This window comes from Streptomyces sp. NPDC059443 (assembly GCF_042750105.1).
Classification (GTDB): domain Bacteria; phylum Actinomycetota; class Actinomycetes; order Streptomycetales; family Streptomycetaceae; genus Streptomyces.
Genome location: NZ_JBHYVM010000017.1, coordinates 1 through 22,801, shown reverse-complemented (window position 1 = coordinate 22,801; position 22,801 = coordinate 1). Strand labels below are relative to the sequence as shown.

Sequence of the window (22,801 nt, the reverse complement as noted above, 5' to 3'; positions counted from 1 at the left end):
GGTCTACCGCGACCGGGAGGATCGGGGCGGCGGGCCGTCCCGTGGGACGGTCCCGTCGGACCTACCCGCCGAGGAAGCCGACGATGCCGTCCGCGATGCCCTGGGCCGCATTCTGCCGCCACTCCGGACTCGACAGCTGCGCCGCGTCCTTGGCGTCACGCATGTTGCCGCATTCGATGAACACCTTGGGGCGAGTCGAGAGGTTCAGTCCGCCCAGATCGTCGCGGACCACCAATCCGGTGCCGCCGCCGAGGTAGTTGGCGGGTGCGGAACCGGTGGTGCGGGCGAAGTTCCCGGCGATCCGCTCGCCGAGCCGGCGGGAGGGCTCGATGATCGGCGCGGTGTCCGCGCCGCCGCCCTTGACCTTGGCCGGGAGGATGACGTGGTAGCCGCGGTTGCCGGCCGAGACCCCGTCCGCGTGGACGGAGACGACGGCCTCGGCGCGGGCCTCGTTGCCGATCCGGGCGCGCTCGTCGATGCAGGGGCCGAAGGGGCGCTCCGTGGCGCCGGCCTCGTGGGTGAGGACCACCTTGAGGCCCTTGGCCTCCAGGATGGTGCGCAGCCGCCGCGAGACGTCCATGCTGAACTCGGCTTCCATGTAACCGGCGTTGGTGGTGGTGCCGGTGGTGTCGCACTCCTTGAGGTTGGTGCCGATGTCCACCTGGCGGTCGATCTCGGCGGTGTGCTTGAAGTTGCCGGTGTTGTGGCCGGGGTCGATGACCACGACGCGGCCGGCGAGGGGCTTGGCCGAGGAGGTGGCCGCGGCCGATCCGGAGGTGCCCGGGGCGGGGGTGGCGGCGGGGGCCGTCGTGGCCGCCGCCGGCGCCTCCTTGGGCGCCGCGAGCGGCATCACGATCCGGGGCGGGCGCGAGTCGTCGCCGGCGGATCCGCCGAGCACCTCGGTCAGCACCCACCCCGCCAGACAGGCGGGGGCGAGAGCGGCGACCGCGACGGCCAGAGTGAACCGGCGCGCGTACCAGCGCGGGTCCGGGCTGACCGAGGAGGCGGACTCGGGGGGCGGGGGGCTGTCGTCGTTGCGCACCCGGCGATGCTAGACCGGGGGTCGGTCGCACGTACGGACCATGGGCCATCCGGGGGCGCGGTGCGCTTATATGCCAGGACGGCAGGACCCCCGGTGCAAGCACCGGCTCCACTGGAGCGGCTGGCGCCGCGCCCACCACTGGGCGCCTGCCGGGTCAGATCCCTTCGCCGGTCCGCCGGAGCACGCGCAGGGAGTCGGTCACCGAGACCTCCTCGAAGGCGCCGGAGGCCAGGGCGCGCAGGTAGACGCGGTACGGGGCCTGGCCGCCGTCGGCCGGGTCGGGGAACACGTCGTGGATCACCAGCGTGCCGCCCACGGCCAGGTGCGGGGCCCAGCCCTCGTAGTCCCCGCTCGCGTGCTCGTCGGTGTGCCCGCCGTCGATGAAGACCAGCCCGAGCGGGCCGCCCCAGGCCGCGGCGACCTGCGGGGACCGGCCGACGATCGCGATGACGTGGTCCTCCAGGCCCGCCTTGTGCAGGGTCCGGCGGAAGGTGGGCAGGGTGTCCATCAGCCCGACCTCCGGGTCGACCACGCTCGGGTCGTGGTACTCCCAGCCCGGCTGCTGCTCCTCGCTGCCCCGGTGGTGGTCGACGGTCAGGGCGCTGACACCGGCCTCGCGGGCGGCGTCGGCGAGCAGGATCGTGGAGCGCCCGCAGTAGGTCCCGACCTCCAGCAGCGGCAGCCCGAGCCGCGCCGCCCCGGCGGCCGCCTCGTAGAGCGCGAGCCCTTCCCCTACGGGCATGAACCCCTTGGCGGCCTCGAAGGCGGCGAGGGTCTCCGGCTTGGGGCTGGCCATGGTGTTCCTCCTGAGGGGTGGGGTGCGTCGGCGGCCCATGCTGCCTTACCCGCTGGTAGGACGCCATGCCCGGGTCCCGCGCTCCGGCCGGCGGCCGCGAAGTCGCCGACCGGCGCCGTACGTCCGGCTTGCCCGGACGGTCACCCCACTAGCTCTGGCCTTGATCCATCATGCTGGAGCGACCGCCGTCCCCGGCGGGCTTGTTGAAGCCCTCGGGCGCGTCGATGACGAGGCCCAGGTCGTCTTCGAGCGGCAGAGCGTCCACACCGTCCTGACCCTCCACCTCGGGACCCGTGGTCGTCTCGACGGAGCTCCGGTACCGGAAATTCGGGTCGTTCTCGTCGATTTCCTGCCCGTCGATGCTGACCACGTGTTGGGGTTCGGGCGTGCGGCCCATGAGCGCCTCCTCGGGTGCTGAAAATCGCCCGGACCGGACGACCGGCACCAGCCTCACAGCCGCACGGGTGCAAAGCAGCTCATGATCGTCGTAGTCACCCGTTCGGCGGCCGGGATCGCGGCGAGGCCTAACTCCGGCCAGCGAGAAGGCCGATCAGCTGACGGGCCTGTTCCGTGGGGCCGGCGGGGTGCAGGAGCTCGGTGCGGTGGACCAGGCGCGGGGCCCGGACCGGGACGGCCGTGACGCCGGGGAGCGCGGTGGCCAGCGACAGCGGGAGCGAGGTGAGTCCGTGGCCGGCCGCGGCGAGTGCGGCGAGCCCGTGCGGATCGGTCCCGCGGTGGCGGATCCGGGGGTGGAACCCGTCCGTGTGGCAGACGGCGCGCAGCCGGTCGAGGGGAACGGCCGTCTCCGGGGCGTCGATCCACTGCGCCTGCGCGAGGTCGCCCAGCCGCACCGAGGTACGGCTGGCCAGGGGGTGGCCGTCGGGGAAGAGCACGGCCAGCGGCTCCTCGGACGCAGCGAGGGTGACGGTGGGACCCAGGTCCGGCAGCGGCAGGGGATCGCTGGGCGCGGCCACCCCGTCCACGAGGCCGAGGTCGGCGCGTGCGGTCAGTACCTCCTCGATCACCGACTCCCGCCCCAGGACGCGCACTTCGACGTCCACGGGCCCGTCGGCGCGCAGCCGGGCGAGGGCCTGCGCGACGGCCGGGCCGAGGGCGGCGGGGGAACAGGCCAGCGTCAGCCGGGCGTCGGGGGCCCGGTGCAGGCGCGCGATGTCGGCGCGGGCCGCGTCCAGGCGCAGCAGCAGCGCGGGGGCGTGTTCCATCAGCCGGGCGCCGGCCGCAGTGGGCGCCACGGGCCGGCGCTCGACCAGCCGGGCGCCCAGATCGGCTTCGAGCGCGGCGACGTGCTGCGAGACGGCCGACTGCGTGTAGCCGAGGGCCGAGGCGGCGGCGGAGAAGGAGCGGTGGTCGAGGACCGCGACGAAGGTGCGGAGGAGATGCGGATCCATGCGCATCAGTATCGCTAATGCGAGCACCGCGGATCATCGTTGGACCTGATGCCCGGACGCCTCGCAGGATGGCTCCCATGAATGACACGAACGCCACGAACCACGGCCACGTCGCACGCACCGCGCGCATCTGTCCCGTCTCATTCGCTCTTGTCCTATCGGCGGGGCTCTGACCAGGGGTGATGCAAGGGCAGGCGAGACGGGGATTTGACGGATTCTCACCTCGTGTTGTCCCGCAGGAGCGCGTTGCCAGTGACGTCTCAATTGAGGTTGTCGGTCAGGTGTCTTCGCCAGCTGCGCGCTGGCGAAAGGCAGCTTGCCGGCAGCGGTGCGAGCAGTAGAGGGCGTCGCGTCGTCGGTCATCACCGGGCGTCCAGGTGACGCCGCAGGATGGGCATTCCCTCCTCTCCAAGCGAGAGGAGGCCTCGCGGAGCTTTCGCTCTTGTTGATGCCGGTTCCAGTCGCGGGACCTGCATGCGGCCGAGCAGAACCGCATCCTCGGGTTTGAGGTCTTCAGCTGGTCGCCGCAGCTGGTGCAACGGCCCGGATTATCGGGTTCGGGTTGCCGGGTCGTACTCAGGCCGCGGCATCGCACCCGCCGAGGCGTCCGGCGGCAAGCCGGTGAGTACTTCGCTCATGTGCCGGTGCCACGACAGGGCCCGTTCGGCTTCGCGAGGCGGCAACCCGTCCAGCAGGCCGGACGGAAGTCGGCGGACTCCGCCCGAGCCGATCACCTCGAACCCCTGTGAGGTCATCAGCGTCGGCAGATGCATCGCACTGGACTGCCCGTGTTCGTCGGCCAGCCGCACCAGGACCCCGGAGAGACCGACCACGGTGTGGATCTTGCCGTCGAACCTCACCCGGCCGCCCGGGCTGACCACCAGTGGGGGCCTCATCGGGCCGTCACCGCCCGTCGGACCATGCTCCCCGGCCCCAACAGTCCAGTTTCAAGGTCGACTTCCAGAGTCTGGCGCCAGAGCAGGTGATAGAGGACGGGTAGCACTGCCAGGCGGTCACCGACCTGTTCGGCGCCCGCCAATCGCTCCCACTCTGCGAAAGACCCACCCGGCGATCTCGCAGGCCCGCGCCGTCGCCGCGAACGCCTCCGCATCGTCCGGCTCGATGTGCTCATCCGGACGGACGTCCACCACCAGGCCGCCGCCGTCGTGAAGCCGAGCGAAGAAGTCCGGGACGTGTCCACGACGGCCTCGCCGCCCCGGCCAGAACAGCCGGAACGGCTGGCTGGCCAGCCTCGTGACCTTCGGATCGAAGTCCATCAGCATCGCGTGGTGCTGTTCCAGATGGGACTCGCAGGACAGCTGCCCCGCCGTTGTAGCCGCCCGGTAGTCACGGGTCACGGACCGCTGCCCCTTATAGGACTTGACCGTACGGACTGGTGGCAGCCTCTCGAACCTCAGCGTCCAGCAAGCCGCCAGTGGCTCGCGACGGTGTACGCAGCCCTCATCGACGTACCTCACCTCGAACGCGGCCTGCCCCAGATCTCTGACATCCACACCGCCCACCCCCGGATCGACCACGCCGAACTGATCTGAGCAAATCCGTCCACAGGCTCCGACCGCCAGCAATACGGGCTCAAACCGCCCGAGAGAAGGAAGACCAAATGAGAACGACCTGTCGCAGCGAAGGCCGAGTACCTGACTGCATAGGTCCCAAGCAGGTTCTGGCATAGATTCCCTGGGGGTAATCACCAGCTGCTTGCGTACAGGGATATGGAAGGCATCGATGACACCGCTGGACCTGCTGGTCAAGCAGCACGTGGCCCCTGTGATGAAGGCAGCCGGCTTCAAAAGGTCCGGTCGGACCTTCCGCCTCACCGCCAGTAACGGCGATCAAGCCATTCTCGGGTTCGCCCGTCACTACGTAGACCCTGCTGCGGCCGTCTTCGAGGTCGACTACCGCATCGTGCCGGCGCCGTACTGGGAGTGGATCACCCGGTACTCGGCAAGCGGTGAGGCACCGGCCCCCATGGCGTTCGGCTCCGCGGTAGTAGCAGGCAGGGTGATACCGCCGGCTCACGCAGCACATGCTCCGGACTCCAAGATGTCGTTTCGCGCGCGCTGGGCCCTGCGCGAGGACAACGGCCTCAGCTGCGGTGAGGCACTGGCGACGGTCCTGCATGAAGAATCCCTGCCGCAGATCGTCCACCTTCTCGACCGAAGAAATCTCCTGGATGAGTGCAGGCACCCAGCCATGTCCGTTGTGCGACTCGTGCCGCTCACGAGAGTGGAGATCTTCCTTCGCGTAGACGAGGCCCCGAAAGAGGAGGTCGAATCCCTTCTGGCCGATGTCCAGTTGGTGAGCCCGCACGACGACTTCATCACCTGGACGCGCCAACGGCTGACGGCACGGGACAGCACAGCTGATTGAGTCGGAGCCAGCCGACATGGTTGACCCGTTCTTGATTGGAGAGGAAGACGAACCGTGGCGCTCTGCTTCGAGCTCGTAGTGAACCTCGGCGACAGCATCAGGGCGGCATGGGACGCCGCCCTCACCGAACCCAGGTCACGGGTGCTTCATGCGGGCGCCCAGCGGATTCCCCTCCACCGGCCGATGCTGAGAACCACAGGCCCACACGTCGAGCTCTCCGTCCTCCCGGTAGCTGTTGGCTGGGGCGTCGGCCTCGATGGCAGCCTCCTCAGATTTCCCCTCTCCGCAGCTGAGTTCACCGCGCTGGGACACCAGCTGTATGAGCTGCTTGCCAAGTTCGACGGGTATCTCATCGCGCGGGTCGTCTGGGATCCGGAGTCGCTGCTAGACCCCGCTGAACTCAAGGCTGAGGGTGACGATCGACCGACACCTATGGCGAATACGCGACTCCTGAACATGCGCGCCTACCAGTCCCAAGGCCGGGCTACCGGCTAGACACATTGGATGAACCCCGGCGTGGCCTGTGTCACCCGTGCCGGCCCGGACGTGCGGTCCTCGGCGTCTTTCGGTCATATGTACGCCCCCTCATCCTTCACGGCTTTCCGGTATACGGGTTTAGGTGCAGGTCCGGTAAACGGCGTTCGCCGCACCCTATTTGTGGCCAGTGTTTACCGGCCAGGCTCTCCATGCCCTCACAGTTTCGGCGTGTAAGGATCAAGGCTTCCTGACGGAAAAGGGATTGCATTTCGGCCGATGGGTCACGGATTGGCTGATTCCTTTCCGTCTGCCAAGTGGGGGGATTTGCATGTTTTTGAAAAGGCTGCTGCCGTGTGTGGCGGCGGTGATCGCCGTATCGATACCCGTCGCGGCGTTCGCGGCGCCATCGCCGCCCGCACCACCCGGCACCCCGTCACCGGGCCTGGCTGTCCCCGACCTCGCCTCCGTCATGGCCGCGTCAGGGCTGCCTTCACCCACCGGGGAGCCGTCCCCATCAGGCACGCAGAAGGTGAAGCCCGGACTGGCCGAGGCCGAGGACAAGTTTTGGACGCCTGAGCGGATAGCTCAGGCGAAGCCCGTTGACGAGCAGTTGGCACGTGCTGCGAAACAGAACACCTCCACCGCTCCATCTGCGTCCGGGGCCCCGGGCATCGCGGCGGTTCCCGGAAAGCGGGACCAGGTGGGCTTGTTCTTCTTCGCGTCGGGCGACAGCTACCGTTTCTGTGCCGGTACCGTGGTCCCGGCACAGGGCAAGAACATGGTGGCCACGGCCGCGCACTGCTTCGACGGAACAACCCCGGCCAAGCATGTCGTGTTCATCCCCGGCCATGGGGAGAAGACGCCCCGCCCGTTCGGCGTGTTCCCCATTACCGTCTCCAAGATCCGGATGGCCCCCGCCTACAAGGCCACGGGCGGATTCCACACCGCTACCGACCTCGACTTCGCGTTCGCCGTAGCCGCGCCTCGCACCGACGGGAAGAACGTGGAGGAGATCGTCGGGTCGATCCCCCTCGCGTTCAGTACCGGCTTCGACCACGCGGACACGAAGGTCATCGGTGTCGAGCCGGGCAAGGCGCCGACCGAGTGCACTGCCCCGATGAAGCGTCTGTCCACGGACACGGTGGGAGAGTGGGCCGGGGGCGTCTTCTCCCAGGCCGACTGCGCCACCTCGTTCCCCGGCGCATCCGGGGCCCCCTTCCTCGCCAACGTGGACGGCCACCCGGCATTGGTCGGTGTCGTCGGTGGCTGGAAAACCGGCGGCGACTTCCCTGGCACCGTCTACAGCTCGTACTTCGATGACGATGCCAAGGATCTCTACCGGGCCGCTACAACCCCCACAGGCCCCAGACCCGCCCCCATACCCCCTTCGCCGTCCACGGGCACCCCGGGGCCCACACAGAACCCGCAGCCGCCCACACCGGCCCCCATCCCGAGCGCCCCGGCCTCGCTGGCCGCGGACATGGAAGCGTTCTGGACCCCCGAGCGCATGGCACAGGCAAAGCCGGACCCCGCGCAGGAGGCCCGCGAAAAGCTCCTGACACCCGAAGCCCGCCGCACCCTGGCCTCCCCGTCGCACGAGTTCGAGGGCATCAAGGAAGTCGGCACGTTCTACTACGCAGACCGAGCCGACTACCGGTTCTGCGCGGGCACCGTGGTCCCCTCCCCGGGGAAGAACATGATCGTCACCGCCGCACACTGCTTCGACGCGAACGACAGGATCTCGAAGCTGGTATTCGTCCCGAAGCAGAACACGACGACACCGCGCCCCTACGGCATGTTCCCGATCCAAGTCGGCCAGATTTACATGGACAAGGTCTACACGCCGGACACCGAGAAGTCTGCGACCGACCTGGACTTCGCGTTCGTCAGGGCCGAGCCGCGTTCGGACGGAAAACTCCTCGAAGACGTGGTCGGTGCTATTCCCCTCGCCCTGAACGAGGGCTTCGACCACCCGGACACGCAGGTCATCGGCTACCCCTACCTGTACGGCGACGACAAGTACAAGCCGATCCAGAACCCGCTGACGTGCACCACGCCCACGAAGAAGTTCACCACCGCCAGTTCCGGCGGCTGGCGCGGCGGCACGTTCCTCCAAGTCGACTGCCAGGGCTACGTGTCCGGAACCTCCGGCGGCCCGTTCCTGATCAAAATGGGCACCGGCCGCGGGGTGGCCGGCGTCACCGGAGGCTGGCAGACCGGGGGCCACTCCCCGGACACCTCCTACAGCTCCTACTTCGGAGATGACGTCAAGCGGGTCTTCGACGCCGCCGTGGCGGGGCGACAGCCCGACTCCAGGCCCGGGTCCGCTCTCCCCAGCGGGGAAACCTGGCGGGACTACGCCCGGGGTATCGCCTCCGGCTACTTCGTCGGCGGCGGCAACAACAGCCGCGACCGCATGGACATGCTCGTCTGGTGGAAGGACGGCGAAGTCAGCCTCTACCGGGGTGCGAATCCGGAGAATGGCTACTTCGACCAGGAGTTCCAAGTCCAGCCGCCGAACGCCACCTGGCGTGACTATGCGGTCGAGATCACGGCCGGGGACTTCACCGGAGATGGCGGATCTGATGTCGTTGTCCGGTGGAAGGACGGCGAGGTGACGCTGTACCCGTCCGTGAACGAGTACGGATTCCACGGCGAGATACAACTCCTCGCGCCGAACGACGACTGGAAGAACTACGCGCAGCAGATGACCACCGGCCGGTTCTCCGGCAACAGCCGCCAGGACGACCTGGTGATGCGCTGGTCAGATGGCGAGGTATCCCAGTACACGGACGTATCCGAACGCGGCATGGGAACCGAGGTCATGGCACTGCCCCCCACCGACCAGTGGAGGAAGGCCGCGGAACTCGCCTCCGGCGACTACACCGGAAACGACAACTGGGACCTCATCGTCCGCTGGGACGACGGGACGGTCACCAACTACCAGGACCTGAACGGGAACCTGTCAGCCTGCAAGGTGAACCAGGTCGTCGGCGCCAACAGCACGTGGACACACGCCACGATCCTCTCCGGCGGCGACTACTCGGACAACACGTGGGCCGACGACACGATCGTCCACTGGAGTGACGGGGAGATGACCCTCTACACGGACGGCAACGCGAACACGATCGGCTCGGAACACAAGCTGGTCAGCGCAGGCCTGTAACCCACCAGAGCTCTTCGAAGGAGACCAGGTGAACCGTAAGAAGATAGCCTCGCTCGTCGCCGCCTGCGCCCTGCCCATAGCTGTCCTGCAAACCGCCGGGACCGCGACCGCCGCACCGGTAGGGGAGGGGAGCTGCGGTACGTGGATCAGCGGGCCCGGCCAGACGGGCAACGTCACCTGCCCTGCGGGCGGAGTGCGGCAGTTCCGTGCCAAGGTCACCTGCATAACCAACGGGGGAAGCACCTTCGTGGTGTACGGGCTGTGGGAGTACCAGGGCGTATCGGAGGGGACCTGCTCGATGAACGGGACGGCAGGCGTGTCGTACATCGACTGGGACCGCCGTATGAAGGGCTGACCCCTCCCCGGCCGGCGGTCGTGGCACCGGTCACGGCGGCAGGCCGGGGAACCTGTAGGCGGTCCACCACGTCTACTCGCACAGGACACCAGATGAGGGGCGGAAACGCATGAACCGCACCAACCAGACCAGGCCGGAACCTCGTACCGGCCGCCGTCTGATCGGTTTCGCCGTGGCAGCCGCGCTCGTCCTCGCCCCCACGACAGCGGCCTGCACCGGCAGCGACGACCAGGACCCGGTGGCCACCGCGTCCCCTACTGGCAACCCGACCACGGTTGCGTTCCTCGAATACCTTGCACGGGACAAAAAGAACAAGGACCTCCTTGCCCTCCATGTCGATGTGATAGTCAACCCGGATGGCGAGTCTACGTATTTTCATATCCTGACTAGTCTCAACCGTGACAAGCGCGAGAACGACGTGAAAAAGGAACAGGCGCAGGCGGAGAGGATTGCCGCCGCGTTCGTCGCCCTGCACAGGGACGAACTCAAAGACCACGGGTCCGTTAGAGTCGGCGGCATGATGGGCAAGGCGCTGGTAAGGGACAAATGGTGAACATGTGAACCCGAAGGGCCCCCAACCGACCGGATGCTGTTGGTTAATTCGGGCCTATGCGTGACGTCGGTTCCCGAGACTTGGTTGCGGTCTTGGGAGCCGACGTTGTCGTTTGGGGAGGGTGTCGATGTCGATGCAGCCGAAGGGGCCGGGGGAGATCCCGGGGAGACCGGGCGGGTGACCCACTCGGCAGGCAACGTCACGTGAGCCCGGCGGCGTACCTCAACGTGGCAGCGGCAACGTCACCTGAGATCAGTGGACAATCCACCAAGGTCACCTGAGACGACGAGAACATCTCGCGAGACGGGACAGTGGTCGAGGACCGCGACGAAGGTGCGGAGGAGATGCGGATCCATGTGCATCAGTATCGCTAATGCGAGCACCGCGGATCATCGTTGGACCTGATGCCCGGACGCCTCGCAGGATGGCTCCCATGAACGACACGAACGCTACGAACGCCACGAACCACCGCACCGCACGCATCGCCCTGATCGCGGACCGCTCCGAAGCCGTCCGCTCCCACGCCCGCATCCCCGGTCTACTGGAGGCGCTGCGCGTGCGCGAAGGGCTGGACCTGGACGCCTACTGGATCCCCACCGAGGAGGCCGGCGAGGGCATGGACGGCTTCGACGCCGTCTGGGTGCTGCCCGGCAGCCCCTACCGCAGCGAGGGCGGGGTCCTGACCGCGATCCAGGACGCCCGCGAGAACGGCATCCCCTTCCTCGGCACGTGCGGCGGCTTCCAGCACGCCCTGCTGGAGTTCGCCCGCACCGTCTGCGGCCTGGACCGGGCCGGCCACGCCGAGAACGACCCCGGGACGGCGGCCGAGGACGCGGTGGTCGTCCCGCTGGCCTGCTCGCTCGTAGGGCACGAGGGCACCGTACGGGTCACCCCCGGCTCCCGCGCCGCCCGGCTGCTCGGCGCCGACCGGACCGTGGCGCGCTACCACTGCAACTACGGCCCGAACCCGCACCACCTGGACCTCCTGCGGGCCCACGGCATGACCTTCACCGGCGCCGACGAATCCGGCGACATCCGCATCGCCGAACTGGCCGCCCACCCCTTCTTCCTGGCCACCCTCTTCCAGCCCGAACTCGACGGCGACGGCACCCGCGCCCACCCGCTGATCACGGGCCTGGCGGCTGCCGCCGTCGAGCACGCCCGGACCCGCTAGCCGCCGGGGGAGGGGCGTCGCACTCGAACCACACCGTCTTGCCGGTGGAGTTCGGGTCCGTGCCCCAGCGGTCCGCGACCGCTTCGACGAGGAGCAGGCCCCGGCCGCCCTCGGGGAGGTTCTCGTTGCTTTCGTTCGTCACGCGTGGGGGTGCGGGGCAGCCGTCCGACACCTCTACGCGGAGGCCGTCCGGCCGGCGGAGGATGAGGACTACGCAGCTGCGGCCGGGGACGTGGCGTACGACGTTGGCGACGAGCTCGGTGAGGGCGAGTTCCGCGGCGTCGGAGAGTCCGGCGAGGTCCCACTGGGTGAGGAACATCCGCAGGATGCGACGCATGTGGCGGGCGGAATGGCTACCGACGGTGAAGCCCATGCGGTAACTGCCTGCAACTTCGCCTGGTGCGAGCCCGGTTGTGAGATTCATGGCACCAGGCTGGAGCGGACTGGTTACGCTCGGCTATGGACCGAAACGAACGCCGCACGGTGTGCACTTGGGGGTGACCGCTCCATGGTCAACATCCGCGATCTCGATCCCAGCGCGTCTCCGCTGGACTACTACGGCTCCGAACTGCGCCGCCTGAGGGAGGACGCGGGCCTGAAGCAGGGCCAGCTGGGCGCCATCGTCTTCTGCACGCCATCCTTGATCGGGCAGATTGAGACAGCGCGGAAGGTGCCGACCCGGGACTTCTCGGAACGGGTCGACGCGGCGCTCGGTACGGGAGGCTTCTTTTCCCGGCTGGTAGGGCTAGTGCTGCGGAGTCAGTTGCCTACTTGGTTCCAGGAGTACGCAGAGATGGAGGCGAAGGCCACGTACATCTCCACCTACCAGTCGCAGCTGGTGTACGGACTTCTTCAGACGGAGGAGTATGCGCGGGCCGTGCTGGCAACCGGCTTGCCAGACAACTTGGACGAGCTGGTTGGGGCCCGGCTGGAACGGCATCGGCTCCTGCAGCGGGAGCGCCCGCCCATGATTTGGGTGGTGCTGGATGAGGCTGCGCTGCACCGGCCGATTGGTGGCCGACAGGTGATGCGAGACCAACTCGGGCACCTGTTGGGTCTCCGCGACAGGCGCTGGGTGAGGGTGCAAGTGCTGCCCTTTGCCGCCGGTGAACATGCAAGCCTGATCGGATCGTTCAACACGCTGCGCTTCGATAACGACCCGGATCTCGTCTACACGGAAGACCTCATCTCGGGGCACATGACTGCCGACCCTGACACGGTTAAGGAAGCCGCGCTTCGTTACGCTCACTTGCAGGCCGCTGCACTCTCCGTGGAAGACTCGGCGGCGTTGATCATGCGCGTGATGGAGGAACGTTATGGATATGAGCCAGTACCTGATCCATGCGCGGTGGCGTAAGTCCAGCTACTCCGGAAACACCGGCGGCGACTGCGTCGAGTGCGCCCCCCTCGGCGCCGCCGCCTGGCGCAAGGCCTCGTACAGCGGTGACACCGGCGGCGACTGCGTAGAGGTGGCCCCCCAGCCCTGCCGGATCGCCGTCCGGGACTCCAAGAACCCCGGCGGCCCCGCCTTCACCGTCGCGCCCGCCGCCTTCGCGGAGTTCGTCCGCAGCCTCTGACGGACCGGTGCTCAGGAAGGGTCGGTCAGCCCGGTGATGACCTGGCTGGCGACCCCTACCGTGAACCAGACGTCGCTCGTCGTCCCGTCGTCCCAGGTGTAGGTCGTGACGACCTTGGCGTTGCCGTCCGCCTGGCCCGTCTCCACCCGGTCGAAGGCCTTGGGCTGCGCCTCCCGGCGGAAGATCGGGTTCTTCTGGTGCTCGGAGCCCCAGCCGGTGAGGGCCTCGTCGAGCTCCTTGGAGAGGTACTTCTCCCGGACCTGCTCGGGACTGAGGCCCTCGCTTTGGGTCCCGTTGACGGCGTAGATGTACTCCTGGACGAACGAGTCGATGGTCCGCTCCGACGACGTCGACCTCTGGGCGGCGGCCGCCGGAGCCGACAGGCTCTCGGCCTGCGCGGGAAGCGAGAGCAGGCCGGAGCCGGCGAGGAGCGCCGCGGTGCACGCGCCGATCAACGCGGTGCGGAGGCGGGGGCGGTAAGGCATGCGGACTCCCTGGGAACGGCGTGAATGAAGCACGCGCACTCAAGCAACATCCAGGGCGTGGGCATAGCGCCCATTAGGGGCTCCTCCGCGTCGGATCCGCGCGCGGTGGACGGCCTTGCCCGGGCCCCCCTTGAGGCGAAAGGTTTCGGGGGGTGTGGGTTCCGGGGCGGCCGGGGATCGGCGGGTGTACTCGTACGGCCGGTGGTACGGGGCCCACGGGTGCGGGCCGGGGTCACCGTGGCGGTTTCCACGACGCGACGGGCCCCGGCTAGGCTGACCGCCGCGCCGGAGCGGCGTGCGGCGGCGCGAGGGCGTCGGGGCCGGTCGACGGGGGACAGGGGACGTAGCGAGCCATGGCATTGAGTGCGAAGTGGGAAGAGATCTTCGGCGCCGACCCGGGAGCGGTGCCGGCGCAGGGCGGCGACGGCGTCCGCATGACGCTGGCCAGTACGGCGGCCGCCGGTGACGGCGGGGGGCCGGGGATCGAGTTCAGCAAGCAGCCCTGGACCGCCGCCTCGGGAGTGGCGGGTGAACTGCGGACCAGCGCCAACAGCGCCCTCACCGACCTCGGCCACGACGGCAAGGAAGGCTCCGCGGGCGCCACCGGCTTCGACGCCACCGCCGCCCTCACCGAGATAGCGGGCTCCTGGACGGACCGGCTGACGGCCGTGCGGGGGGAGTGCGACCGCCTCGCCGGCGCGCTGTCCACCGTGGGCAAGTCCTTCGGCGAGACCGACGACCAGGTCGGCGCCAACCTGAAGGCCGCCACCCCGCAGGCCGCCCCGCAGTCCTCCCCGTCCCCGCAGGCCCGGTGACGCCGCCGTGCCCACCTGGCAGCAGCTGCGCGATCTGAAGCTCTCCGACTACACCACGGCCGCCGACGGTTACGGCAAGGTCAGCAGCCGGGCCGACGCCTCCAAGGGCCGGGTCGACAACGAGATGCTGAGCAAGCTCCACGAGACCCAGACGAGCGACACGTCGAAGGCGGCCGTCGGCGACCTGTCCCGGCTCAGCCGCAACTACCAGTACCTGCACTCCGAGTGCGGGCTCATCCGTACCGCCCTGAACGGGCTGGCCACCGAGCTCGCGGGACCGCAGAAGAAGCTCAACCAGGCCCTGGAAGACGCCGCGAACCTCAAGTTCACGGTGAACGCGGACGGCTCCGTGAGCTATCCCCCGCCGATCCCGCTCGTCGCGGCCCCGGCCACGGCCGAGAGCCCGAAGCCTCCGTTGCTGGCCAACCCCAATGCCACCAACCCCAACGAGGTCAAGGCCAAGGACATCGCCGACCGCATCGCGAGCGCGGTCGGCGACGCGAACGAGATCGACGGCCGGTACGCGGGCACCCTGCGCAAGCTCAAGGCCGCCCCCGGCCTGGACGTCACCGACGAGATGCTCCTGGACGCGGCCCAGGACACCAAGGACGTCCAGAAGGCGGCCGGGAAGTTCCTCCCCGAGTCGGACATCCCCAAGGACAAGTCGGCGGCCGACAACCGCAAGTGGTGGGACGGGCTCACCCAGGAGCAGCGGGACGAGTACTCCACCCTCTACCCGGAGCGGGTCGGCGCCCTCGACGGCCTGCCGTCGCCCGTCCGCGACGACGCCAACCGGATGGTCCTCGCGGAGGCCCACGCGCAGGCCGACGTGGACCTGAAGAACCTGGGGCCGGAGCCGTCGAAGGTGATCGCGAACCCGTCCGGTTCGTACCCGGCGGCCATCACCAACCCGGCCTGGCAGACGTGGAACGACTCGAAGAACCGCCTCAACGCCCAGCTCAAGGGCATGGACGCCATCCAGAAGCGGTTCGACAGCACGGGCGAGGACGGTCTCCCGCAGGCCTACCTCCTCGGCTTCGACACCAAGGGGAACGGGCACGCGATCGTGGCCAATGGCAACCCGGACACCGCCAAGAACACCGCGGTGTACGTCCCCGGCACCACCTCCCGGCTGGAGGGCATCGGCGGAGACGTCAACCGCATGACCACCCTTTGGCACGACGCCCAGGGATTTCCCGGCTCTCCCAGCACCTCCACCATCACCTGGCTCGGCTACGACGCACCGCAGTCGATCGTGCCGGAGGCGATGGAGAAGCATTTCGCGCACGAGGGGGCTCCCAAGCTCGACCGGTTCATGGACGGTCTGCAGACCGCGCAGGGCGGCCCGGACGCGAGCCACACCACCGTGATCGGCCACAGCTACGGCTCGACCGTCGTCGGCGACGCGACCCTGAAGGGCCATCTGGGCGCCGACGACATCGTGGTCGCGGGCAGCCCCGGCATGCTGGTCGGGGACGCGAGCGACCTCGGCATCGGCAAGGACCACGTCTTCGCCGAGGCCGCGGGCGACGACCCGGTCCCGCTGGGCGGCAAGGTCGCCGGTCTGGGCGGCCGCAAGTGGGGCGTCCAGACCTGGCACGGAATTCCGTACGACGCCGGCTACATCGAGACGGTGCCCTCGGACGAGGCGTTCGGGGCGCACCGGATGAAAACCGACACCAGCGGTCACAGTGACTACTGGAAGCCGGGCTCCCAGAGCCTGCACAACCAGGCCGCGGTCGTCGTCGGCCGTTACGACCAGGTCAAGGAGTGACCCCCCGCATGCCCCGCACCCTCGGCCGGGCCGCCACGGCCCTCGCCCTCGCGCTCACCTTCACCACGCTCATGACGGGATGCTCGAACACCGTGGACAAAGCCAACGCCGGTCTCGCTTACACGCCGACCGTCCTGTCCGTCCAGGACGCCAAGACGAAGACCAAGGCCGTCTCCAGCCAGATCTTCGACCTGATCGGCATCAAGAACGCCAAGACGACGCCGGGCGGCGCGAGCATCTCGCTCAACGAGAAGGACCCGTCCCACCTCTTCATGGTCCGCCACCCGTGGTCGGTCTACGGGACCTCGGACGAGGAGCTGACGCAGGGCTTCCTCCGCCTCAAGGAGGCCCTGCCGCAGCACGGCTGGAAGATCAAGGAATACGGCCGGAACTCGACCCCCGCGAAGGACCTCGAACTGACGGCGGACTCGCAGGACGGGCCCTTTTCCGTCAACGTCGTCCTCGCCACCGCCGTGGATCCGGCCAAGAACGCGCCTTCGGCGAACAATGAGTCCGGAATCATGGTCCACGTGGTCTCGGCCTACTTCAGGGCGCCCGAGGGGACGGACCTCAACGGGGTGTACTGACGTCGGCCACCCTTGCCTTCATCCTGCATCGAACTGCCTCTACCCTGAGGCGTGTTCGACCGGCGGCCAGGCCGGTCCGGACGTCCACAGGGGAGCACCGGGGGCGGGCAGCATGGGCAGTGCAGTGAGTGACGACGACAACATCGACGGCGGCATAAAGCCGCTCAAGGCCGGGGACCCGACCCGGATCGGGCCGTACCTGTTGCTCGGGCGGCTCGGTGCCGGGGGCATGGGGCGGGTGTTCCTGGCCCGCTCCGAGGGCGGGCGTACGGTCGCCGTGAAGGTGGTGCACGAGGAGCACGTCTCGAACGCGCAGTTCCGTGCCCGCTTCCGCCACGAGATCGACGCCGCCCGGCGCGTCGGCGAGCGGTACACGGCCCCCGTCATCGACGCGGACCCCGACGCCGACCGGCCTTGGGTGGCCACGGGCTACGTCCCCGGGCTCTCGCTGGAGCAGATCGTCCGGCGGCACGGCCCCCTGCCCGTGGACTCCGTACACGCCCTCGCCGACGGACTGTTGCGCGCGCTGGGGGACATCCACTCGGCCGGGATCGTCCACCGCGACCTCAAGCCGTCGAACGTGATGCTGACCGTCGAGGGCACCCGGGTCATCGACTTCGGGATCTCGCGCGCCCTGGAGACCTCCGTCGAATCGCTGCTCACCAGCACCGGCATGGTCGTCGGCTCGCCCGGGTTCATGTCGCCCGAGCAGGTCCGCGGGCGGCGCGCCGGGGCGAAGAGCGATGTGTTCACCCTCGGCTGCGTGCTGGTGTACGCGGCCACCGGCGAGCTGCCGTTCGGGCACGGGGCCAGCAACCAGCACGCGGTGATGTTCCAGATCGTGGAGGGCGAGCCGGCCCTGGAGAAGGTCGGGGACGAGGCGCTGCGCGCGCTCATCGGCCGCTGCCTGACCAAGGACGTCGACGAACGGCCCGGCGTGGAGGAGCTGCTGGATGACCCCGAGCGGGTCCGCCCGAAGAAGCTCGGCGGGGCGTGGCTGCCCCCCAAGGTGGTGGCGCGCCTCGCCCAGCAGGCGGCGCAGCTGCTCGACGCGGAGGCGGAGCCCGAGCGGGAGGGGGCGGCGGAGGGCGGTTCCGGGGCTACGGACCGGGCGACGGTCGGCCTGCGGCCGGAAGGCGGGTCCGCCGGGGTTGTGGCGGGAGCGGTGATCGGAGCGGGCGGCGAACCCGTGGCCGATCCGGCCACCGGTCCGGTGGTCGGGCCGGTGGCCGGGGGCGCCACCGCCGGGAACGAGCGCCGGGGCCGCAGGCGTTGGACCCTCGCCGTGCCGGCCGTCCTCGTGTTCACGGTCGGAGGCGGCACGGTGGCCCTGATCCAGCCGTTCGGAGGCGATGGCGGCGGCGGTTCGCATGCGGCGCCCCCGGCGGCCGGTGCCCCCGTGACGCCCGGCACCGGCGGCTCCCCCTCCGGGGCGGGCGGTTCGGCGTCCCCGGGCGCGCCCAGCCCCCAGAGCCCCACCGCCCCCGCGCCGGACGGCCAGGTCGGCGGCGCTTCGAGCCCGGGCGGCGCCGCCGCGCAGGGCGCCCAGGGGGGTGCGGGGACACCCGGCGGCGGCTCGGGCACCCCGGGCGGAGCGGGCGGCGGCGGTACGGGAAACAGCGCCACCAAGGGTGGCGGAGGCGGCGGGGGCGCCGTCGCCGGAGGCGGGGGCGGCGCAGCCCCCGGCGGCTCCGGGACCGGAACCACGAACCCCGGCGGCTCCGGTTCACCGAGCGGCGGCGGTTCGCCGAGTGGCGGCGGTTCGTCCGGCGGTGACGCGGTCCCCTCGTACTTCGCGGGCACCTGGACCTACAAAGCCCAGTTCAACATCGGTCAGCCGGGGGAGGTGACCATCACCCGGTCCGGGTCCGTCCGGTTGATCAGCGACTCCAACATGGGCCACTGCGAGAACATCGCCAAGGTGGTGTCGGTGGCCAACGGCGGGGCCCGGATCAACGTCGGTGCGGCCGCGGTGGACCAGAGCAAATCCAACAGCCAGTTCTGCGGGACGCTGGACCCGTCTTTCTTCACCAGGAGCGATCCGGCCGGCATCCAGCACAACGTCGGACCCGCGCACGGCGACGGCTACTACTACGAGAAGTCCTGACCCCAGGTCCCCGTCCGGGCAGGTCACGACCGCCGACCCGGCGTTGTCAGTGGTGTGGTGCACCATCGGGAGGGTCGGCTCTTCGAAGGGGATGGGGAATCACCGTGGCGATCACGAACCAGCGGGTGACGGAGCGAGCGTTCCTCCGGCAGCTCTACGCGGACGACTACTACCCCGACCCCGTCCTCGACAAGGGCCGGGCGATCCTGCTGCGGCTCTGCGAGCGGATCGAGGCGGACCGGCCCGCGGATCTGGTGGCGCTGTACGCGCTGACGGCGGCGGCTACGGAGGAGTTCAACCTCCTGGAGGCGGAGTTCGAGGCGGCGGGGAGCGAGATCGAGACCGTGGCGCGCGAGGAGATAGCCGAGGACTTCTGGTTCGTGGCCTCGGCGTACGGGTTCGCCGACGCGGACGTGGAGGAGCTGATCGCCGTCCGGGACTGGTGAGCGGCGATAGGGGAACACGTTTCAGTTCTGACCTTCCGTCAGAATGAAACGTGTTCTACTCTGCCGCGCATGGGCATCGGAATCACACAGGAACAGCGGGAGTTGGCCGAAGCCGTGCGCGGATGGGTGGCGCGGGCGGTGCCGCCCGAGGAGGTGCGCAAGCTCCTCGACACCCCGCCGCAGACCGGCGCGCGCCCCGCGTACTGGGACGGGCTCGTCGCCTCCGGGCTGCTGGAGCCGCATCTGGACGGCGGGACCCTGCTCGACCTGGCCGTCGCCGTCGAGGAGGCCGCCCGGGCGGCGCTGCCCGGGGCGTACCTGCCGAGCGCGCTGGCCTCCGTACTCCTGGACCGGGCCGGGGCCGAGCCGCTCGGCGGGCGGGTCGGGGCCGTCGCGCTCGGGCCCGGGGACCTGACCGCCGTGGCAGTGGAGGGCGGGTACCTGCTCGACGGGACCGCGCCGCCGGTGCTCGGCGCGGGCGAGGCCGACCTCGTGCTGCTCGCCGCCGAGACCGCGCACGGGACGCGCTGGTTCGCCGTCGACTCCGCCGCGCTGGACATCCGCACCCACGAGAGCGCCGACCCGACCCGCCCCACCGCCGAGGTCCAGGCCCGCGGGGTCACCGCCGGGCCCGGCAGGCTGCTGGAGCTCGATGCCGCGCTCGTGCGGGACCTCGCCTGCGTGCTCTTCGCCGCCGACGCCTGCGGCACCGCCGCCTGGGCGCTGCACACCGCCGCCGAGTACGCGAAGGTCCGCGAGCAGTTCGGGCGGCCCATCGGCCAGTTCCAGGGGATCAAGCACCTGTGCGCCGACATGCTGGTGCGCCTGGAGCAGGCGCGGGCGCTGGCCTGGGACGCGGCGCAGGCGGCGGAGGAGCCGGCCGAGGTGCGCTCGCTCGTCGCCGCGCTGGCCGCCGGAACCGCGCTGGACGCCGCCTACTCCTGCGCCAAGGACTGCATCCAGGTGCTCGGCGGGATCGGCTTCACCTGGGAACACGACGCCCACATCTACCTGCGGCGCTCGCTCGTCGCCCGCCAGCTGCTCGGCTCCGGGGACGGCCACCGGGTACGGGCCGTGCGGCTCGCGGCGGCCGGCGCGCGGCGCGAGCTGCGCCTGGAGCTGCCCGCGCGGGCTGAGGAGCACCGCGCGAAGGCCCGTACCGTCATCGAGGACGCGCGGGGCCTCGACCCGGCCGCCGCCCGCCGGATCCTGGCGCCCACCGGGTACGCGGCCCCATACCTGCCGCCCCCGTACGGACTCGGCGCCGGGCCCGTCGAACAGCTCGTCGTGCAGCAGGAGCTGAAGGCCGCCGGGGTCAAGGTCGCCGACCTCGGGATCGCCACCTGGGTCGTGCCCTCCCTGCTGGCCTACGGGACCCCCGAGCAGCGGGAGCGCCACCTCCTGCCGACGCTGCGCGGGGACGTCACCTGGTGCCAGCTCTTCTCCGAGCCGGGGGCGGGCTCCGACCTCGCCTCGCTGCGCACGAAGGCGGAGCGGTCGGCTTCGGACGGCGGCTGGATCGTCAACGGGCAGAAGGTGTGGACGAGTTCCGCGCAGAGCGCCGACTACGGGATCCTGCTCGCCCGGACCGACCCGGACGCGCCCAAGCACAAGGGGCTCGGCTACTTCATCGTGGACATGAAGACCCCCGGCATCGACATCCGGCCGCTCAAGGAGATCACCGGCGAGGCCCTCTTCAACGAGGTCTACTTCGACGACGTGCCGCTCCCCGCCGACGCGCTGGTCGGGGCCGCCGACGGCGGCTGGAAGGTCGCGCGCAACACCCTCGGCAACGAACGCGTCCACATGGCCGACCAGATGACCTTCGACACCGGCCTGGAGGCACTGCTCGCACGCTCCAACGACCTTGACGGCGGGTACCGGGTCCGGATCGGGGCGCTGGCCGCAGAGGCGCACGCGCTGGCCTGCATCGGGCTGCGCACCACCCTCCAGCAGGTCTCCGGACTGGAGCCGGGCGCGGGCGCGTCCGTGCGCAAGCTCGTCCAGACCCCGCACCAGCAGCGGACCGCCGAGCTCACGCTGGAACTGCTGGGCCCGGCGGGAGCGGTGAGCGAGGCGGTGGGCAAGCGGGCGGTCCACGGGATGCTCATGTCCCGCTGCCTGACCATCGCCGGGGGCACCACACAGGTCCAGCTCAATGTCGTCGCCGAGCGCATTCTCGGCCTTCCCAGGGACTGACCGAAGGGGCTTTTGATCCAGATGAAGTCGTACATCGTGGGCGTCGGCATGACGAAGTTCGAGAAGCCGGAGTCGAGGGACTGGCAGTACTGGGACATGGCGAAGGAAGCGGGGTCGGCCGCGCTCGCCGACGCGGGCGTGGAGTACGGCCTGGTGGAGCAGGTGCCGGTGGGCTACTGCTTCCAGGCCTCCACGGCCGGCCAGCGGGCCGCGTACGAACTGGGCCTGAGCGGGGTGCCCGTCTACAACGTCAACAACAACTGCGCGACCGGCTCCACGGCGCTGATGATGGCGCGCCAGTTCGTGGAGGGCGGCCTGAACGACTGCGTGCTCGCGCTCGGCTTCGAGAAGATGAAGAAGGGCGCCCTGGGCGGCGGCTCGGACGGCGGGGACTTCAAGACCTCGCCGGTCGCCCGGCACTACGGGATCATGGCGGCCGGGCACGGCTTCGAGATGTCCCCGCCGACCGCGCAGATCTTCGGCAACGCGGCGCGCGAACACATGAAGCTGTACGGGACCACGGCCGCGCAGCTGGCGGCGGTCGGCGCGAAGAACCACCGCCACTCGGCGAACAACCCGAACGCGCAGTTCCAGGACGTGTACACGGTCGAGGAGATCCTGGCCGCGAAGACGATCCACGAACCGCTGACCAAGCTCCAGTGCTCGCCGACCTCGGACGGGGCGGCGGCGGCGCTCGTGGTCTCGGAACGGTTCGTGGAGCGGCACGGGCTCGGGGACAAGGCCGTGGAGATCGTCGCGCAGTCGATGACCACGGACACCGAAGCCTCGTTCTCCTCGGGCACCTGCATCGACGCGGTCGGCAAGCCGATGACGGCGGCGGCGGCCCGCCAGGTGTTCGCCGCGGCGGGGGTGGGCATCGAGGACGTGGACGTGATCGAGCTGCACGACTGCTTCTCGATCAACGAGCTGCTGACGTACGAGGCGCTGGGCATGTGCGAGGACGGTGGGGCCGGGGCGCTGGTGGAGTCGGGCGCGACCACGTACGGCGGCCGCTGGGTGGTCAACCCCTCCGGGGGGCTGATCTCCAAGGGCCACCCGCTGGGCGCGACGGGGCTGGCGCAGGCGGCGGAACTGGTCTGGCAGCTGCGTGGCCAGGCCGGAGCCCGGCAGGTCGACGGGGCCCGGGTTGCGCTGGCGCACAACATCGGGCTGGGCGGCGCGGCGGTGGTGACGCTGCTCCGGAAGTAGCCCGCGCGGGCCGCCTGCTGGGGCTCCGCCCCAGACCCCGCGCCTCAAACGCCGGCGAGGCTGGATTTGGCCGGCGTCAGCCCACACGTGAACGTCGGCGGGCTGACGCTGGCAGGGCTGGATTTGCCGGGCGTCAGCCTGCACGTGAACGTCGGCGGGCTGGATTGCCCGGAGGGCAATTCCAGCCTCGCCGGCGGTTGAGGCGCGGGTCTGGGCGGAGCCCAGGGAACGGTGGAAGGGTG

23 protein-coding genes are annotated in these 22,801 nt (G+C 69.9%); 15 read left to right on the top strand and 8 right to left on the bottom strand.

Translation table 11 applies throughout. The features are described from left to right. Nucleotides 1-61: 61 nt before the first annotated feature. The 6 genes from ACFXDJ_RS18215 to ACFXDJ_RS18190 form a co-directional block, all read right to left on the bottom strand. Nucleotides 62-1,042 carry an N-acetylmuramoyl-L-alanine amidase gene (locus tag ACFXDJ_RS18215; RefSeq protein ID WP_384656416.1) on the bottom strand — a complete coding sequence of 327 codons (981 nt, stop codon included), beginning with the start codon at nucleotides 1,040-1,042 and terminating at the stop codon, nucleotides 62-64. Between the two features lie 154 nt (nucleotides 1,043-1,196). Beyond that, on the bottom strand, nucleotides 1,197-1,838 hold the full coding sequence (locus ACFXDJ_RS18210) for a class I SAM-dependent methyltransferase (RefSeq protein WP_384656413.1): 642 nt from the start codon (nucleotides 1,836-1,838) through the stop codon (nucleotides 1,197-1,199). A 148-nt stretch (nucleotides 1,839-1,986) separates the two neighbouring features. Then, the gene (locus ACFXDJ_RS18205; RefSeq protein WP_384656411.1) at nucleotides 1,987-2,235 is read right to left on the bottom strand and encodes a hypothetical protein; all 249 of its coding nucleotides are present in this window, start codon (nucleotides 2,233-2,235) and stop codon (nucleotides 1,987-1,989) included. 127 nt (nucleotides 2,236-2,362) lie between these two features. After that, nucleotides 2,363-3,247, bottom strand: a complete 885-nt coding sequence (locus ACFXDJ_RS18200) for a LysR family transcriptional regulator (RefSeq protein ID WP_384849561.1) — start codon at nucleotides 3,245-3,247, stop codon at nucleotides 2,363-2,365. A 548-nt stretch (nucleotides 3,248-3,795) separates the two neighbouring features. Then, nucleotides 3,796-4,143: a hypothetical protein gene (locus tag ACFXDJ_RS18195; protein ID WP_384656405.1), complete on the bottom strand. Its 348-nt coding sequence runs from the start codon at nucleotides 4,141-4,143 to the stop codon at nucleotides 3,796-3,798. 117 nt (nucleotides 4,144-4,260) lie between these two features. After that, nucleotides 4,261-4,725 carry a TnsA-like heteromeric transposase endonuclease subunit gene (locus ACFXDJ_RS18190; protein WP_384656421.1) on the bottom strand — a complete coding sequence of 155 codons (465 nt, stop codon included), beginning with the start codon at nucleotides 4,723-4,725 and terminating at the stop codon, nucleotides 4,261-4,263. Nucleotides 4,726-4,990: 265 nt separating this feature from the next. On the opposite strand from ACFXDJ_RS18190, the gene ACFXDJ_RS18185 reads away from it, so the two are divergent. The 6 genes from ACFXDJ_RS18185 to ACFXDJ_RS18160 all read left to right on the top strand — a co-directional run bounded on the left by ACFXDJ_RS18185 (nucleotide 4,991) and on the right by ACFXDJ_RS18160 (nucleotide 11,360). After that, nucleotides 4,991-5,635 carry a hypothetical protein gene (locus ACFXDJ_RS18185; protein WP_384656402.1) on the top strand — a complete coding sequence of 215 codons (645 nt, stop codon included), beginning with the start codon at nucleotides 4,991-4,993 and terminating at the stop codon, nucleotides 5,633-5,635. 54 nt (nucleotides 5,636-5,689) lie between these two features. Further along, on the top strand, nucleotides 5,690-6,130 hold the full coding sequence (locus ACFXDJ_RS18180; protein ID WP_384656400.1) for a hypothetical protein: 441 nt from the start codon (nucleotides 5,690-5,692) through the stop codon (nucleotides 6,128-6,130). A gap of 688 nt (nucleotides 6,131-6,818) precedes the next feature. Beyond that, the gene (locus tag ACFXDJ_RS18175) at nucleotides 6,819-9,278 is read left to right on the top strand and encodes a trypsin-like serine peptidase (protein ID WP_384656397.1); all 2,460 of its coding nucleotides are present in this window, start codon (nucleotides 6,819-6,821) and stop codon (nucleotides 9,276-9,278) included. 28 nt (nucleotides 9,279-9,306) lie between these two features. After that, nucleotides 9,307-9,633: a hypothetical protein gene (locus tag ACFXDJ_RS18170; RefSeq protein ID WP_384656394.1), complete on the top strand. Its 327-nt coding sequence runs from the start codon at nucleotides 9,307-9,309 to the stop codon at nucleotides 9,631-9,633. A 109-nt stretch (nucleotides 9,634-9,742) separates the two neighbouring features. Further along, nucleotides 9,743-10,186 (top strand): hypothetical protein, encoded by a 444-nt coding sequence (locus ACFXDJ_RS18165; RefSeq protein ID WP_384656390.1) that lies wholly within the window; start codon nucleotides 9,743-9,745, stop codon nucleotides 10,184-10,186. A 424-nt stretch (nucleotides 10,187-10,610) separates the two neighbouring features. Further along, entirely contained in the window at nucleotides 10,611-11,360 is a 750-nt protein-coding gene (locus ACFXDJ_RS18160) for a hypothetical protein (RefSeq protein ID WP_384656388.1), read from the top strand. On the opposite strand, the gene ACFXDJ_RS18155 is transcribed toward ACFXDJ_RS18160, so the two are convergent. Beyond that, entirely contained in the window at nucleotides 11,314-11,697 is a 384-nt protein-coding gene (locus ACFXDJ_RS18155; protein ID WP_384849557.1) for an ATP-binding protein, read from the bottom strand. The genes ACFXDJ_RS18160 and ACFXDJ_RS18155 overlap by 47 nt on opposite strands. Before the next feature lie 171 nt (nucleotides 11,698-11,868). Here ACFXDJ_RS18155 and ACFXDJ_RS18150 point away from each other — a divergent pair, with 171 nt between their 5' ends. Together ACFXDJ_RS18150 and ACFXDJ_RS18145 are read left to right on the top strand one after the other, a co-directional pair. Next, the gene (locus ACFXDJ_RS18150; RefSeq protein WP_384656382.1) at nucleotides 11,869-12,717 is read left to right on the top strand and encodes a Scr1 family TA system antitoxin-like transcriptional regulator; all 849 of its coding nucleotides are present in this window, start codon (nucleotides 11,869-11,871) and stop codon (nucleotides 12,715-12,717) included. After that, entirely contained in the window at nucleotides 12,683-12,937 is a 255-nt protein-coding gene (locus tag ACFXDJ_RS18145) for a DUF397 domain-containing protein (protein WP_384656379.1), read from the top strand. The genes ACFXDJ_RS18150 and ACFXDJ_RS18145 overlap by 35 nt, the downstream gene beginning before the upstream one ends. 11 nt (nucleotides 12,938-12,948) lie before the next feature. Here ACFXDJ_RS18145 and ACFXDJ_RS18140 read toward each other — a convergent pair whose 3' ends face one another. Then, nucleotides 12,949-13,422, bottom strand: coding sequence for a hypothetical protein (locus tag ACFXDJ_RS18140; protein WP_384656377.1), 474 nt, complete (start codon nucleotides 13,420-13,422; stop codon nucleotides 12,949-12,951). A 353-nt stretch (nucleotides 13,423-13,775) separates the two neighbouring features. Here ACFXDJ_RS18140 and ACFXDJ_RS18135 point away from each other — a divergent pair, with 353 nt between their 5' ends. The 7 genes from ACFXDJ_RS18135 (at nucleotide 13,776) to ACFXDJ_RS18105 (ending at nucleotide 22,559) form a co-directional block, all read left to right on the top strand. Continuing rightward, nucleotides 13,776-14,237, top strand: coding sequence for a hypothetical protein (locus ACFXDJ_RS18135; RefSeq protein ID WP_384656374.1), 462 nt, complete (start codon nucleotides 13,776-13,778; stop codon nucleotides 14,235-14,237). Nucleotides 14,238-14,244: 7 nt separating this feature from the next. Beyond that, nucleotides 14,245-16,011: an alpha/beta hydrolase gene (locus tag ACFXDJ_RS18130; RefSeq protein WP_384656371.1), complete on the top strand. Its 1,767-nt coding sequence runs from the start codon at nucleotides 14,245-14,247 to the stop codon at nucleotides 16,009-16,011. A gap of 8 nt (nucleotides 16,012-16,019) precedes the next feature. Next, nucleotides 16,020-16,598, top strand: a complete 579-nt coding sequence (locus tag ACFXDJ_RS18125) for a hypothetical protein (protein ID WP_384656369.1) — start codon at nucleotides 16,020-16,022, stop codon at nucleotides 16,596-16,598. A gap of 124 nt (nucleotides 16,599-16,722) precedes the next feature. Beyond that, nucleotides 16,723-18,705 carry a serine/threonine protein kinase gene (locus ACFXDJ_RS18120; protein ID WP_384849554.1) on the top strand — a complete coding sequence of 661 codons (1,983 nt, stop codon included), beginning with the start codon at nucleotides 16,723-16,725 and terminating at the stop codon, nucleotides 18,703-18,705. 104 nt (nucleotides 18,706-18,809) lie between these two features. Continuing rightward, nucleotides 18,810-19,151: a DUF5713 family protein gene (locus ACFXDJ_RS18115; RefSeq protein WP_384657426.1), complete on the top strand. Its 342-nt coding sequence runs from the start codon at nucleotides 18,810-18,812 to the stop codon at nucleotides 19,149-19,151. Nucleotides 19,152-19,220: 69 nt separating this feature from the next. After that, the gene (locus ACFXDJ_RS18110; RefSeq protein WP_384657429.1) at nucleotides 19,221-21,350 is read left to right on the top strand and encodes an acyl-CoA dehydrogenase; all 2,130 of its coding nucleotides are present in this window, start codon (nucleotides 19,221-19,223) and stop codon (nucleotides 21,348-21,350) included. A 21-nt stretch (nucleotides 21,351-21,371) separates the two neighbouring features. Beyond that, nucleotides 21,372-22,559: a lipid-transfer protein gene (locus ACFXDJ_RS18105; RefSeq protein WP_384849551.1), complete on the top strand. Its 1,188-nt coding sequence runs from the start codon at nucleotides 21,372-21,374 to the stop codon at nucleotides 22,557-22,559. The last annotated feature ends 242 nt before the right edge of the window (nucleotides 22,560-22,801 follow it).